General features: G+C 68.1%; 9 protein-coding genes and 3 pseudogenes. 5 read left to right on the forward strand and 7 right to left on the reverse strand.

Translation table 11 applies throughout. From position 1 onward, the window contains the following. Positions 1-108 precede the first annotated feature (108 nt). From OG580_RS27430 to OG580_RS27440, 3 genes and pseudogenes are all read left to right on the forward strand, one after another. Positions 109-954: a DUF6083 domain-containing protein gene (locus OG580_RS27430; RefSeq protein ID WP_267048145.1), complete on the forward strand. Its 846-nt coding sequence runs from the start codon at positions 109-111 to the stop codon at positions 952-954. A 578-nt stretch (positions 955-1,532) separates the two neighbouring features. Further along, positions 1,533-2,104: pseudogene (locus OG580_RS36175) on the forward strand (restriction endonuclease fold toxin-2 domain-containing protein). Between the two features lie 14 nt (positions 2,105-2,118). Beyond that, on the forward strand, positions 2,119-2,571 hold the full coding sequence (locus OG580_RS27440) for a hypothetical protein (protein WP_267046321.1): 453 nt from the start codon (positions 2,119-2,121) through the stop codon (positions 2,569-2,571). 76 nt (positions 2,572-2,647) lie between these two features. Here OG580_RS27440 and OG580_RS36180 read toward each other — a convergent pair. Then, positions 2,648-2,921, reverse strand: a pseudogene (locus tag OG580_RS36180) (transposase); the annotation flags it as partial. Positions 2,922-3,044: 123 nt separating this feature from the next. Between OG580_RS36180 and OG580_RS27450 the strand changes: the two are divergent. Then, positions 3,045-3,251: a hypothetical protein gene (locus tag OG580_RS27450; protein ID WP_267048146.1), complete on the forward strand. Its 207-nt coding sequence runs from the start codon at positions 3,045-3,047 to the stop codon at positions 3,249-3,251. On the opposite strand, the pseudogene OG580_RS27455 reads toward OG580_RS27450, so the two are convergent. The 3 genes and pseudogenes from OG580_RS27455 to OG580_RS27465 all read right to left on the reverse strand — a co-directional run bounded on the left by OG580_RS27455 (position 3,223) and on the right by OG580_RS27465 (position 6,840). Beyond that, positions 3,223-3,822 (reverse strand): annotated as a pseudogene (locus tag OG580_RS27455) (IS5 family transposase). The gene OG580_RS27450 and the pseudogene OG580_RS27455 sit on opposite strands and share 29 nt — an antisense overlap. 304 nt (positions 3,823-4,126) lie before the next feature. Beyond that, a complete protein-coding gene (locus tag OG580_RS27460; RefSeq protein WP_267046322.1) occupies positions 4,127-4,294 on the reverse strand; it encodes a hypothetical protein in 168 nt (55 codons plus the stop codon). Between the two features lie 155 nt (positions 4,295-4,449). Next, positions 4,450-6,840, reverse strand: coding sequence for a type I restriction-modification system subunit M/S (locus OG580_RS27465; RefSeq protein ID WP_267046323.1), 2,391 nt, complete (start codon positions 6,838-6,840; stop codon positions 4,450-4,452). A gap of 408 nt (positions 6,841-7,248) precedes the next feature. Between OG580_RS27465 and OG580_RS27470 the strand changes: the two genes are divergently transcribed. Beyond that, complete coding sequence (locus OG580_RS27470) at positions 7,249-8,913, forward strand: N-6 DNA methylase (RefSeq protein WP_267046324.1); 1,665 nt, start codon at positions 7,249-7,251, stop codon at positions 8,911-8,913. Between the two features lie 13 nt (positions 8,914-8,926). Here OG580_RS27470 and OG580_RS27475 read toward each other — a convergent pair whose 3' ends face one another. From OG580_RS27475 to OG580_RS27485, 3 genes are read right to left on the reverse strand one after another with little or no spacing between them, the layout of a single operon-like run. Beyond that, positions 8,927-11,068: a UvrD-helicase domain-containing protein gene (locus OG580_RS27475; RefSeq protein ID WP_267046325.1), complete on the reverse strand. Its 2,142-nt coding sequence runs from the start codon at positions 11,066-11,068 to the stop codon at positions 8,927-8,929. A 40-nt stretch (positions 11,069-11,108) separates the two neighbouring features. Continuing rightward, positions 11,109-12,320 (reverse strand): McrC family protein, encoded by a 1,212-nt coding sequence (locus OG580_RS27480; RefSeq protein WP_267046326.1) that lies wholly within the window; start codon positions 12,318-12,320, stop codon positions 11,109-11,111. Continuing rightward, entirely contained in the window at positions 12,317-14,137 is a 1,821-nt protein-coding gene (locus tag OG580_RS27485; protein WP_267046327.1) for a DUF4357 domain-containing protein, read from the reverse strand. The genes OG580_RS27480 and OG580_RS27485 overlap by 4 nt, the downstream gene beginning before the upstream one ends. Positions 14,138-14,170: the final 33 nt, after the last annotated feature.

Below are 14,170 nucleotides of genomic sequence, written 5' to 3' on the forward strand. Positions count from 1 at the left end.
GGCATCAGGAATCGGGGCACGGCCGTGTCGTTGTTTCTGCATCGTTCGAACCAGACCAAGCTCCTGCGCCGGACCGCCGTGGATCGGTGCAAGTAGTGCGGCACACCCATCGAGTGGTACGAGCGGTACGACAGTCTCCGGATCCCCCTCTCCCCGGAGTTCCCCGCGCGGCCGGTTCCGCCCAAGATGCGCTGGCATCTCAACCGGGGAATCGCCTACCCCGGCGAGGATCCCTACACGAAGTACTGCCGCATTCCTCATCCAGCCGTCTGCCCCACGGTCGACCATCACGATCTCCCTCCAGAGCTGGAGGACGTTGTCGCCCGGCTCGCGGTACGGATGCGCGGCCGGATCGAGCGGGGCGAGTTCACACCGCACATCGAACCGGTGGAAGAGGAGGAGGTCGCCGGCCCGGACCCTGAGGAGGTCGAGGAGATCCGGCATGTCATCTCGTACTACGGGACTCTGCGGATCGCGCCCTGCGAGATCCATGAGCTCCGGTGCATCGCGACCGATTCCACGACCGGGCAGCGGTGCGAGAACGGGGTGTTCGACCTCGATGAAGGGAAGTGGGAAGAGGTCGAAGTCCCCCATGCTCCCGGCCGCCAAGGCCAACAGATCCTGTCCACGACCGGCGGCCGTATGTGGGCATGGGCGGTGCATGACTTCAACTACCTGCGCCGCTGGTGGAAGCAGCACTGCATGGACCACTACGGTTCCTCCGCGCCCGATCACGTGAAGTTCGAGCTTGTGCAGTTTCATCCGCTCATCCACGGCGACTACATCCTCACGCAGCGCCCAGAGGGCTACGAGCGCACTCCCACCGGTCAGGAAATCGTTATTCACCACGGCCCCACCGGTGAGCAAACCGTCTGTGCGACGGCCGGCTGCTGGCTCTCCACCTTCGGCACGCAACCTGAGGGGGTGGCTCTGCTGGAGCTGCGACCGTGCTGAGAAGCGCCGCGCACGGGCGTCACGCCGGGGTGCTCATGCAGCGCTTCCTCGAGGACGCGCAGACCTACGCCCTCACCGGGAGCAAGGCACACTCCGGCGAGGCCGCCGATGCCTTCCAGATGTACGTCAAGCACAGCGTCGGCCTCACCTGCCCTCCGGCGAAGACGGAGGAAGGCGAGCCGCTGGTGACGAACCTCGTCGCCGCCTGCACGCAGATAGCCAAGGCATGTGACCGGTACGCCGAGCACGTGGAGGCCGCCAAGGGGAAGATCGCCGAGCGCAAGTTGGACTTCTTCGCGGTCGACATGCCCTGGGACCAGCCGATGTTCGGGGGCAACGGATACGATGGCGGACTGCTCGACGCCGTACTGGGAGACTCCTGGATCCGGGACCTCGGCTCCGTGGGCCATGCACTGGACTCGTCCGCCGCCCGCATCAAGCTCCCCGCGGCCGATCCGCCTGCGGCACCCGCCATCCCGGGACTCCCGTTCCTGCCGCCCCTCATTCCCGCGCCGATACCCGTACCTGTCCCCGTCGTCCTCGCGTCGTACACCGGGCAGGTGCCCGCCCTGGCTCCGATGATCAACCCCGTCGACCCGGGTATCTCCTTCGTCGACCCGATTCCACCGGTCCCTGGGACGACCCGTCTGCTCACCGCGGCGGAGCAGCAGCAGTTCCGCGCGTGGGTGAATACCCTCCGACCCGGCGGCGGTGGCCCGGCGGCCCCGGACAACGCCTACCAACTCCGCGTGGCCGGCTACCCCGAGCGGGAAGTGCCGTTGCTCGGGAGCAAGCGCGGGCTCATGGTGGACGGCATACGCCCCCTCGGCGGCCATCTCGTCGAGGCGAAGCACGTACGGGACCCGGACTGCACGAAGAAGAGCTTCCGCACACTCGACCGGGTCGAAGAGACACTGGCGAAGCCCGTCAAGATCAACAATCAGGGGAAGATCTCATGGGACCCGGTCGTCGACTCCATGTACGCGGGTGACGAGAAGGAGCTCGTCCGCTACAAGCAGGCCGTGGCCCCCCCCCGAGCAACGAGATCCGGGGCTTGGAGATCGTGACGAACGGGCGGGACAACGCCGTCTACTGGCAGTCCATGATGGCGATGACGGGCACGCCAGGCTCGACGCGGTACGTCCCCTGAGAACAAGGAAGACCATGGCCACGGAACGAAACATCCGGACGAACTTCGCCTTCTATCCCCCCGAGGGGAACGGTGGAGCCTGGCACGCCACGCTGGACTCCTTGGAGCGGGCGCTGCGAGAGGCATTTCCCGACCCCGCCATCGGGCACCGGCGGTCCGGCGTCCACGAGTTGACCGTGCTGGATTTCGAGATCGAGCTGGCGCCGGACGTGTGGCTGGACGGCACCGCGTCCATCGCCGAGCCCGACTACGCCTACATCACCCTCACCGATGTGACGGCGGACGAGGCCGGCGCCTTCGCCGTCTGGTTGCGCGACTCGTTCACTCCGGCGCCGAACCTCGTGCGCTTCGCCAGCAGCCTCGCCATGGCGAACGGCGAGGACACCCCCTCGCCGCTGCCAGTCGAAGGGGGCCGCGAAGACATCGGTGACCTGCTGCGCCGGCACCTCGACGCATTCGACTACTGACTAGCGACCATCAAGCGGACTGCCGCCTGTGTGACGCTGCTTCGCGTCGCTCTGATCGGCCGACGGAACGTATTGATCAGAAACTTATTGGGTTCACTCGTCGAGGGTGTAGCGGACGTGTGGGCCGCCGAAGTATCCGCGCACGATGTGGGGTTGGCTTATCGGCGGTGGAAGAACCTGCGGGTTTCGGTGGCGAGTTCGGCCTGGTTCCTGACCCGGTGGGTGTGGGGCAGGCTGCGCTTGAGGTCGGCGTTGACCAGCTCGTCGGGGTTCAGCTCGGGTGAGTACGAGGGCAGGAAGGGCAGCTCGATCTGGTCCTTGTGGTCGGCGAGCCAGGTCCGGACGGCCTTCGAGAGGTGGGCCGAGTGCCGGTCGACGACCAGGTGGACGTGGCGGTCTAAGACGTCATCTCCATTGGCCGTCGACTGCATGGATAGTCGCTGGTAGGTACGTGCCGATCGTTGTTGAATGCCATGGTGAGTGGCTACTGGACACCGGCTCATTACGCGGTCGAGCGCGAGGATGCAGAGGCTCTGGCCAGCTTGCTCGCCCGCGCGGATCCTGAGCTCGCTGATCCAGACGGTCGCACTCCCCGGGGCATGGCCACTTTCTACGATCACGATCTGGCCGTACGGCTGCTGCGCACCCACATCAGCAAGCGAGCCTGCGGTAGCAGATGAGGGTGCAGGCGATGCTGGTGAAGGCAAGGAAGTAGTCGGCTTTGCGCTCGTAGCGCCGGTGGAGTCGGCGGCAGCCGGCGAGCCAGGCCATGGTGCGTTCGATGGTACAGCGGTGGCGGCCCAGCCGCTGCGAGGACTCGACACCCTTGCGGACGATGCGGTGGGTGATGCCGCGCTCGCGTAGCCATCGCCGCAGGTGGGAATAGTCGTAACCCTTGTCGCCGTGGAGCTTGCCGGGCTTGCGTCGCCGACGTCCGCGGCGGGAGCGGATTGGTGGTATGCCCTTCACCAGCAGGATGAGGGCGTGGCTGTCGTGCAGGTTCGCCGCCGCGATTCCGACGGAGATGGGCAGACCGGTCCGCTCGGTGATCAAGTGAATCTTTGAGCCGTACTACGACGCGGCCGGCAACTGCTGCCACGCGCAGCCCGATGTCGCCACGAACACGATCGCGGCAAGCACTTCCCGGTCACCGTGCCGACGTCGACCACCACCCTGCGGCCGCGAGGGAGCCTCCGGCACCACCCGCTGAAACAACTCCCACAACTCATCCGGCACCAGCCGCTCAACAATCCCCACCACGGCCCACAGCCTGCCGAGGACCTCGTCTGTGACCGGCGTCTGATGCTCAACCATCCTTCGGAGCTGCCGACGCACCTCCTAGAGGTGGCAGCGGGACGCCGGGATAGTCCGGCTCTGCCGCAGGGAGCTTTCCTGGCCTGATCAGCGCCCTGCGGTCATACCCATTCCGCTCGTACATCTGTGCCGTACTGTCCGCTCACACATTGCTCTCGCGTCAGGACGCCTCTCGCCCGCGGTCGAGCGGGCGGCGACACAGGTCGAGCCCAGCGAGTTCTACGTTGGTGCGAGGACCTCGTTAGCCGCGCTGACGCAGTTGCTGGACCACCGGAACCACGGCCAGGCAGAGGAGCGCGGTTGCTCCGAACGCCGCCCCTGCCGAGAGCAGCACCCCGGAAACCGGGGTGCTGTCGAGGGCCTTGAGGAATCCGACGCACGCCGCGATGAGGGCGGAAAACAGGAGCATGACCAGCAGCCAGGGAATCCAGGCACTGTTCGGGGGCTGGGGAGACGAGGCGGGCATCGGAGATGAAGGCAGGTGGGAGGAGTTGTGGGAGGAGTCCACAGCGGTGATTCCTTCTTGAATCGGTGGTGGGTAGGGACGCGAGGAGCGGAGCGGGCTTACGAGCCCAGCAGCGCACCGGCCAAGGCGGTGCGGGTACGTCGTGCCGAGACGGCGACGGCCAGGTGCGCGCGGTCCAGCTCGTCGAGGCCGTCCAGCGCGGCCACGATCTCCCGCTGCTCGGCCAGGGCCGGCAGCGGAATCCGCAGTGATCCCAGGGATTCGGAGCGGAGTGACGGGGCGGCGGTGGCTGCGGCCCGGTCTCGCATCCAGGTGACGGATTCGTCCAGGCACAAGTAGTGGAACAGGTACTCCGGTAGCACCTGGTGCGCATGCCGCTCGGTCACGCGGAGCCGGATGACGTTGGGGCTCATCAGCCAGCCGATCTGGTGCTGCCGCACCAGCGCCGGCTGGGTGATCGCACCGGAGCGGACACACACGATGTCCTTGTCCCACAGCTCGAAGTTCCTCAGCCGATGGGCCGTCTCGTCCGTCACCCGTTCGTCCGCGTCGTCGCTGACACGTCGGTCCTTCAGATGACGCGGGAAGACCACGGGAACCAGGCCGTCGGCGCTGCGCTGCTTCTTGCCGAGCTTGGTGTAAGATGGTCCGGCCTGAATTTCGCACACTGAGCCGAGGTCGAACCTGGGAGCAGACCGACCGGCCCGAGGCAACGATCCACCACGGTCCCCGGCGAACGGTGCCCGGGTGACGGAGTCCTGTACGGCCCGCAGGCGCTCCTCGGCATCGCTCAGCCGCTCCCACGCGGACACGAGCTCGTACTCGTAGTCGTCTCCTCCGTCGCTCTGGCGTTCGACGTGGTCGAGGGGGTTGAGCGAGTAGTCACTACGCCGCAGCTCTTCCCGGGATACCAGGGCGCTGGGCACTCGCCACTCCGTGTACGTCGCCCCGACGTGAGGGGCATTCCCTTCCGTGCTCCTGTGAGCGCGGTAGGCGGCGAGGAGGGAGTCGACGTCCATGGCGCTGAGGACCCGACGCGAGCCCTTCTTCTCTCCCATGTGCCGTGCGTCGAGGAACAATGTCTTGTCGCGCCGATCGTCGGGGTGACGCAGTATCCACACGGAGACCGGCACAGCGGTGCCGGTGAACAACTGGGCCGGCAGGGCGATGACGCACTCGACGCACCCCCGCTCCACGAGATTGCCACGGATGGTCCGGTCCGCCTTATGGCCGGAGTTCCCCGCCTTGTTGGGCATGATGATTCCGGCTCTGCCCCGCTCGCTCAGCTTGGCCAGGCAGTGTTGGACCCAGGCGAAGTTGTCGTTGTCGACGGGCGGAGCCCCGTACGCCCACCGTCCCTGAGGGCGCTCCCCGCGGCCGGGATCGCTCATGTTGAACGGCGGGTTGGTGAGCACGATGTCGAACGCCTCCCGCGAAGTCCGCTCAAGGCTGTCGTGCCAGGGAACCGTGCGCTTGAGATCGAGAGACGGGGAGACGCCATGGAGGAGCAGGTTCATGGTTGCCAGCCGCCAGGTATCGCCGCGCCGGGTCTCGCCGTACGTTTGCGGGGTCTTCCCATGCGGCAGCCCGTCCCCGTCCAAGGCGCAGAAGGCCGACGCCTCGATGAGGAACCCGCCGTCGCGGGCGTAGGGGTCGTACACGGACTCCGGCTCCCCGGGGCCGAACTCCGAGCAGATCAGTTGCGTCATCAGCCGGACCACAGAGCGGGGGGTGAAGAACTCGCCGCTTCCCAGGGCCGCTTGCCGCTCGTACTCGTCGAGGATCAGCCCGAATACGTCCTCGGTGAGGCAGCTCATCGCATCGACGACATTGCGAAGATCGCGAGCAGTCCGGGGCTCCAGATGCCTCAACGCCTCCTGCATGCTCGAATGGACGCCGCGGCCACGCATGTCCTCGTCGGCCGCGCGACCGATGTCCCGAAGCAACTGGGCAGCCTCGTCGAGGTTGCGCAGGGAACGGGCGCGAGCGGCCAACGCGTCGAAACAGGCCGGGTCGGCACCGCGGAGATAGTGAAGGCAGAGGAGAAGGTTCAGGTAGTCGAGCACGCTGGCAGCGCCCCGTACCCGGTCGACGAGGCCGCCCATCAGGTCGGTGACGATCCGTCGGCTCTCTGGGCGGGGTTCGTCGACAGTGCTGGTCGGGACGTGGTACGACGACCCTGCGCCGGGACGACGGTCGGCCGCGCCGGCCACGGATCTTCCGGCTCCGGCCCTCGTCCGGGCACGGTCTCCGTAGGTGGTGCCGACCGGCTCCCCATCAACGAGCCGCCCGGGCGGCACAGTCCGCCGGTCCAGCCAGTCGACGATCTCCGACCAGCGGAAGTAGTCCTGTCCGTTGGACCGTCGCGGAGAGGGAAAGCCGATCTCCTGCCTCTCCCAGGCGGTTACGGTCGGCCGGCTCACCCCTGCGAGTGCGGCCAACTGTGCTCGCCCGAGCAGTGGATCAACGTCAGTCTTGGGATACGACACGAGCGCGGAACCCCCTTCAATACGCCACGAACAAGGTCGATGGACAGTGAGACTAGAGGCGTACGGCGTGAGCGACCAACTGCGCACCTGAAGTGCGCACCCGCCCGATCGATGAGCCCGGGAGGGCCCACGTGTCCTCGGAGGCGCTTGATGGCAGGATGTCTGCCGCCGGGTGACGGTCGGGGTGCCACCTCTCGTCCCTAAGGGTGTTGGGATGATTCGTCCTCCTGAGGTGCCCCAGTGCAGCCCTCGTCCACAGTGGGCGCCTGGGTCCTCGACCACCTCAGAGCCGCCGCTGACCTGCACCTTGCCCAGTTGTGAGAGACGGCATGCGAGATCACGGATCTGTGTACGCCGTCAACGCATCGTGATCGTGGCCGTAAAGAGAGTCTCGTGTACGCTCGCCGTATGGGTGACGCGGACAAGGAAGTACAGGACCGGTTTGTCTCCGGTTCCGAGATCGCTCGCCTCGCCGGTGTGACGCGAGCAGCGGTCTCCAATTGGCGTCGGCGGTACGACGACTTCCCGCCGCCGCGGGGCGGCGGCGTCAACAGTCCACTGTTCGCCCTCGGCGAGGTGCAGACTTGGCTGGACAAGCAGAACAAGGGCCAGGACGTCTCGGCCGAGGTACGGCTCTGGCAGGTACTGCGGGCCGCCTACGGAGAAGAGATCTCCATGGGGGTCACGGACGTCGCCCGGTACCTGGCCCGGCAGGAGAACACCCCGGCCTTTCCCTCCGACGCGGCCCAGCTCTCCGACGAACTGGCGCAGGCGGACTCCGCCGGTGCCGTGGTCGAGGGCCTGGTCACTCGACTGGCCGACTCGGCGGGCCGCGCGGGATCCGACTATGTCACCTCCGAGCGCATCGTCCGGGCCGTACGTCACTTCGCAGGCGACGTCCCGGACAACGCCACATTGCTCGACCCTGCCTGCGGCAACGGCACTCTGCTCCTCGCGGTCGGACCAGACAGAGGGCCGAAACGATTCGGCCAAGAACGCAACCCGCACAGCGCCAGCCTGGCGCAGCTACGGGCAGAACTCACAGGACGCACGGACACCAGCATTGCCGCGGGCGACTCCCTCGCCGCCGACCGGTGGCCCGGCCTCCATGCCGATCTCGTCGTCTGCGATCCGCCCGTGGGCATCACCGACTGGGGGCGGGAGTCCCTGCTGCTCGACCCGCGTTGGGAGTTCGGCACGCCGCCCCGGGCGGAAGGCGAACTGGCCTGGCTCCAGCACGCCTATTCCCACGTCGCGCCGGGTGGCCGCCTCTTGATGGTCATGCCGGCGTCCGTGGCGTACCGCAAGGCCGGCCGCCGGATCCGTGCCGAGATCGTGCGTCGAGGACTGCTCACCCAGATCGTCGCGCTGCCCGCGGGCACCGCCGCCGCGCACGCCGTACCCGTGCATGTGTGGCAGCTCGGCCGACCGCGTGTTCCGGGAGGCACACCCGGTACCGTACGGCTGGTCGACCTGACGGGCAACAGCCCGGACGGACCGTTGGAGCCCGCCCCGCACCAGGTGGCGGACGTGCCGTTGATCGAGCTTCTGGACGATGCCGTCGACCTCACCCCGGGCCGTCACACCTCGGCGTCGCACCGCGACTTCCGCGCCGAATACGCTTCCCTGCGCGCACGCCTTGAGCAGCAACTGCAGCAGCTCGCCGCGCTGCTGCCGCCACTGGCCGAGGGCGCGGGACCCGGGACACTGGATACCTCGACGGTCGCGGTCGCCGAGCTCGTCCGGGCGGGACTCGTGGAGTACGGCGAAGTGGAGCCCGTATCGGTCAGCGACCAGCTCGACACCGACTACCTGCGCGGGTTCCTTCACAGCCCGGCGAACGTCCGCCGCTCCACCAGTACCACCGGCACATACCGAGCGGAGACCAGAGGCGCCCGCATCCCTCAGTTGGACATCGAGGTACAGCGCCGCTACGGACAGGCATTCAGAGAACTCCAGGAGTTCGAGGAGAGCCTGCGTACGGTGGCGCAGCTCGGCCGGGAGGCCGTGGAGCTGGCCAGAGGTGGTCTCGGGAACGGTGCGCTGACCCCGCCCGTCACTTCGGCCGAGTAAGCGTCGACACCGGTCACCGGTCGGCAGCCCGGGGCACGAACTCGCTCGGAACCCCGGTCCAGGAGACGTGCAGAGCCTCCCTGGCCCGCGTGCAGGCGACGAACAGCAAGCACCGCTCGCGCAGCAGATCCGATGCGTGCTGGATCGGGTCGAGCGCGGCCGGGGTCACTTCACGGGCGAACGGGAGGGTCGTCGACGTCGTTCCGAGGACCGCCACACAACGGAACTCCAGGCCCTTCATGGCGTGCATCGTGGCGAGACGCACTCCGTCCGACTCCGGTCCCGGGTTGTCCCGGACCTTCGCCACGGGGATGCCCGCCGATCGGAGCTTCTCGGCCACCTTGTCGAGGAGGAGGTTGAAGCGGGCGCAGACGCCGATCTCGGACGGCCGGATGCCCTGCGCGACCCACTCCTCCACCCGCTCGACGAGTGCGGCGACCTCAGCGGTCTCGGACCCGTGCCCGTCCACCCGGGGTCGGCGGCCGTGCAGCAGGGAGCGGTACCCGGCGAGACTGTCCGTGCCCTGCCCGCCGAGATCGTCCACGGCCACCGGCGTCAGGATGCCCGTCGACCAGTCCAGGATCTCCGCCGTGCTCCGGTAGTTGATGCGCAAGCGGCTGGACCGCCCCGCCACCGAGATCCCCAGCGAGCCGAGCGACACCTTGGAGTCGTAGATCCGCTGGTGCGGGTCGCCCGTGAGGAACAGGTCGTCGCTCCCCGGCGCGGCGGCGCCGCGCAGCACCCGCCATTGGGCCGGGTGCAGGTCCTGGGCCTCGTCGACGACGACGTGGTCGTAACCGGGTCCCGCCTGTTCGAGCAGCAGTGCGGCCCGAGCGCACACCTGAAGGTGCGTGCTCACCCCGCGCTCGCGCAGGATCGCCTCGAACAGTTCGACGGCGGGCCACAGTGCCTCACGGCGAGCGGTGGACAGCGCGCTGCCCCGGCCCCGCCGCAGCGCGGTGCGATAGGTGTCGAGGTCGCGGATGTCCTGCGCCAGGATGACGTGCCGGTACTCCTGGGCGAGGAACCGCTCGCTCCACGGCAGGCTCAGCTTCTTGACCACCCTCTCCCACGCCTGCCGCTCGTCCCGGTCACCGATGGGCGAGGGCGACCGGCCGTCGGCCTCGGTGACGGTGCGGTGTGCGTAGGCGTTGACCGTGGTCACGTCCACCCGGGCAAGCTGCTCCTCGTCACCGTCGAGGAGCAGGGAGAGACTCTCCCGCAGCGTGGCGGCGAGGGCGTTGGTGTACGTGGTGAGCAGCACACGGGTTTCGGGCGCGCGCGACAGCAGGTGTTTGACCCGGTGCAGCGCCACGACCGTCTTGCCGGTACCCGGCCCACCGGTCACCTGCACGGGGCCCGCGTACGAGACGCGGTAGGCGATACGACGCTGCGAGGGATGCAGGAACACCCGCCAGGCGGCGAACGGCTTCTCCAGGGCGTCCGTCAGCTCCGCCGGGCCGGTGACCAGGGTGATCCGGCTCGCCGTGTTGGCGATGACCACGGCGAGGCTCTCGTCGGGATCCGGGCCGGCGTCGGCCGGGCGGCGCACGGCGACGACGTCCCGGTAGACCTCGTCCGGGCTGAATCCCTCGGCGAGGTACTGCAGCGCCTCGAACTGGTCCTCCGGCAGCAGCGTTCCGAACGCCTCCAGCTGGGGCTTGTCGATGACGGTACGCACGGCCCTCAGGACCTGCTCGTCGATGCCGAGATCGCGCAGCACCTTGTCGGAGTACTGCGCGAACAGCAGCGACGGAGCACTCGCCGCCGCCTTCTCCAGAGCCGGGGTGAGCTGCTCGATCGCGACGACGTTGCGCACCTCCAGACCGCGCGTCGCTGCGTTCGTCGTGTAGAGCCGCTTGGCCGCCCAGGTGTACGCGTCGTCGTGCGGTACGACATTGACCAGCAGAAAGACATCGCTGCCGTCGTCGGGCGCGAGGACGACGCCCCGCCAGAAGTCGTTGATGCGGATGGTCCGCATGCGGGGATCGCGGGCGTTGTCCACGGACTCCAGATGCAGTCCCTTGTCCGCGTGCAGCTCGGCGACGGTCAGCAGCTGGAACTTCCCCATCGCCTTGCGTACGCCGGCCTTGACGGGCTTCTCCAGGACGTCGAAGCTCTCCCAGAAGCTGTTGGCGAACGCGAGCTGCGGCACGACGTGAACTCCCCACCATGGACAGACGATCCGCCGCCGATCATACGGACAGGCCGGTGCGCATATGCCGGGATACGGAAGCGACGTCGGCGAGCAGCGCGGCGGGTGCCTGGTCGAGGTCCAGAGCGTGCTGATGGATGACGACACCCGCGTTCCGCACCCGGTGAGCCGCGTGCGGCTCGTTCCCCTTCGCGTAGACGAGATGCCCCTCGGGGAGACCGAGGGCTGTGCAGTAGGCCAGCATCTGGTAGAGGTCCGCGTCCGGATAGCCGGCGCGCTTCTCCGCCTTGTACTTGGCGTCGGCCACCGCCGACGGTCTGCCGTCCGGCTCGTACAGCACGAAGTCGGGTTGCATGCGGACGGCGGCGGCCTCGTCGAGATGGTGGGAGTCCTGCAACCGGCAACCGAGGTCCGTCCCCCGCAGCGACTCCCTGAGCGCGACCGTCACGAAGTCCTCGAAGAGCTTGTTCATGTTGAACAGGAAGCCGTCGATGCGGAGCTCGCCCGGCGCGTGCTCGGGCGACGCGTCGTCGAGGACGGCGCGGGCGAGGCGCAGGGCGTGCTGGTAGCGCGTGTTGAGACGTGAGGGGTGCCAGACGGGCAGACGGTGGCCCCGGACGACCGGTGTGACGTCGGCGAGCCGCAGCCGGTGGTGCAGAAGCCGGCGGCGCACGTCGCGCGGCACGCCGGGCAGGCGGAGCAGTCGCTCCACCGCGGTCCGCAGAATGCGGTTCTCCGCGATGTCGGTGGTGAACTCGGAATATGTCACCTCGACCGGAAGCGGGGCACCGAAACGCCGCCGTATCTGGTCGGTCTCCCGGATCCGTCCCCGTACGACCAGAGCCGACTCCTCGGTCTCCCGGTACCCCTGGAGCAGGCCCTGCCGCAGTGCCCGGTCGATCTGCCGCTCCACCGCGTGGGCGAGTGCGGGCAGGAGATCGCGGTGCTCGGCCACGTCGACCTGGCCGTCGCGCCAGCCGCCGCGCGGATCGAGGCTGTAGCCGAGCAGGAAGAACAATCGGGCGATGGGCACCTTGGGTGTGATCCGGACGGTGACGGGAGCGTCGAGTCCCGGACCGTCGACGGTGACGGCCCCGACCTTGCTGCCGGCTCGCAGCCGCCAGCTGCCCGGCACGTACGGATCGGGGGAGGAGTCCACGACCCGGGAAGCCGCGAGGGCCCGCCCCACCGCGTCCGGCAGGGCGTGACCGGTGGCGGGCGCATGCTCGACCAGCTCGATGGTGGTGCTCACGCGGACGGCTCCGGAAGGGACCGCCGCAGAGCGGCGAGCCCGTACCGCTTCTCGATGTCGACGCCCTCGCCGTAGTGGTGCTCTTCGAGGAGAGGGAGGATCTTCGTCCGCCAGGTCCGCTCCAGGCCGCCGTCCCGGTACACGCCCTTCTTCATCAGATACGAGGGACCGATTCGGAAATCGGGGTCGTCGATACGGGAGTTGAGGGCATCCAGCAGATCGGCCGGCTCGGAGTCCCTCTCCTTGGAAGTGAGCCAGCGGCGCAGCAGCCCGCTGGTCGGCTCGGTCCGCGGGGACAGCTCCACGAACGCGAAACGGCGCCGCATCGCAGCGTCCACGAGCGCGATCGAACGGTCGGCCGTGTTCATCGTGCCGATGACGAACAGATTCGGCGGCAGCGCGAAGTCGTCGCCGGAGTAGGGTAGCTGGACCCCCTTGTCCCGGTACTCCAGCAGGAAGTACAACTCGCCGAAGACCTTCGCCAGGTTGGCCCGGTTGATCTCGTCGATGATCAGGAAGTGCGGGATGTGCCGGTTGCCCTCCTTGTTGGCGAGGTCGGCCAGATCCCGGAGCGGTCCTGCGGTCAGCCGGAAGGCGACCTCACGCGTCTGGGGATCCTCCTTCGGACGGATTCCCTCGACGAAGTCCTCATAGGCGTACGACGGGTGGAACTGGACCAGCTTCACCTGCTCCGGTCCGCCCCCAAGGAACTCCGCGAGCTTCAGAGCGAGGTACGTCTTGCCCGTCCCCGGCGGGCCGTAGAGCACCAACTGCTTGTCGTCCCAGAGGAGATCACGCACCTCGCGCAGCCAGTCCCCGTCGTGCACCAGCAGCTCCGAGGCCAGCGCGTCCGTCGGCTCGGGCAGCTCCAGGTCCCGGCGTACGGTGATCGTCGGGAGCTCCACACTCGGATCGCGCTCTATGGCCTCGGCCTCGTCGGCCAGCTCCTCGTCGGTCAGCCCGAGCCCGTCGATCACCGCCTGAACGGACGTCAGCTCCACCACGTCGTGCTGGATCGACAGTTTCTGCTTCAGTTCCTCGGGAAGCTCGTCGTACGGGTGGCTGGCGTCCTGCCACGACACCGGCCGGCGAAGGTTGGACCGGCGGTCCTCGGATTCGATCTGCTGGACCTCGCCGGTGATCTGCCCCACGTGCAGACGCCCGTCGGAGATGGTGCAGATCGTGTCGCCCTCCTTCATCCGAGACAGGAACGCGTGGACCTCTTCGGTCAGCTGCTGCTTCTGGCTGTACGTCGCCGTGGACTCGTAGTCCTCCTCGACGAAGGTGCGCACCTGCTCCTTGCTGATGCCCTGCTCGACACCCTGCCGCAGCCGGGGGGCCGCAAGCGTCACCCGCTCCTCCGGCAGCCACATCCGGCGCACGAGGTCGAGTCCGGTGACGTTGGAACCGCGCACCAGCCAGGCGCGGTTGGGACCCCACGACGCGCCGGGCATGAAGTCCCCCAGCGGCCGGCCGTCCTCGGTCTTCCAGGCCGCCCAGCCGTTGAGGCTGCTGCCGGTGAGGACGGCCGCGGCTTCGGAGGGGGAGTTGAAGACGAGGTCCTCCGTCGTCTCAAGACAACCGGGCCACGCATCCGACGGTTTGATCGCGCCGTGGCTGATCAACAGCTCGCGCTTTGTGAAGGCGGACGTCGCCCGGGCGGCGAACGAGGTGGCGACGTCCTTCCGGACCGGCTGTCCCCGACCGACGAAGAACTTCCGGCTGCCGTTCGTCCCCATCTCGTCGGTCTGCCGCCCGCGCGCCACCGGACCGCCGTTCGGCAGACGCAGGCGGAATTCCGGATACTTCTCGGCCATGGTCACGGCCTCCCCGTCCGTAGACATTGATCC

This window comes from Streptomyces sp. NBC_00094 (assembly GCF_026343125.1).
GTDB lineage: Bacteria > Actinomycetota > Actinomycetes > Streptomycetales > Streptomycetaceae > Streptomyces.

Bases quoted from the DNA above. Each gene is read 5' to 3' on its own strand.
- OG580_RS27460 (WP_267046322.1), bottom strand. From the start codon at position 4,294: ATGCTCCTGTTTTCCGCCCTCATCGCGGCGTGCGTCGGATTCCTCAAG.
- OG580_RS27470 (WP_267046324.1), top strand. From the start codon at position 7,249: ATGGGTGACGCGGACAAGGAAGTACAGGACCGGTTTGTCTCCGGTTCC.
- OG580_RS27485 (WP_267046327.1), bottom strand. From the start codon at position 14,137: ATGGCCGAGAAGTATCCGGAATTCCGCCTGCGTCTGCCGAACGGCGGT.
- OG580_RS27450 (WP_267048146.1), top strand. From the start codon at position 3,045: ATGGTGAGTGGCTACTGGACACCGGCTCATTACGCGGTCGAGCGCGAG.
- OG580_RS27440 (WP_267046321.1), top strand. From the start codon at position 2,119: ATGGCCACGGAACGAAACATCCGGACGAACTTCGCCTTCTATCCCCCC.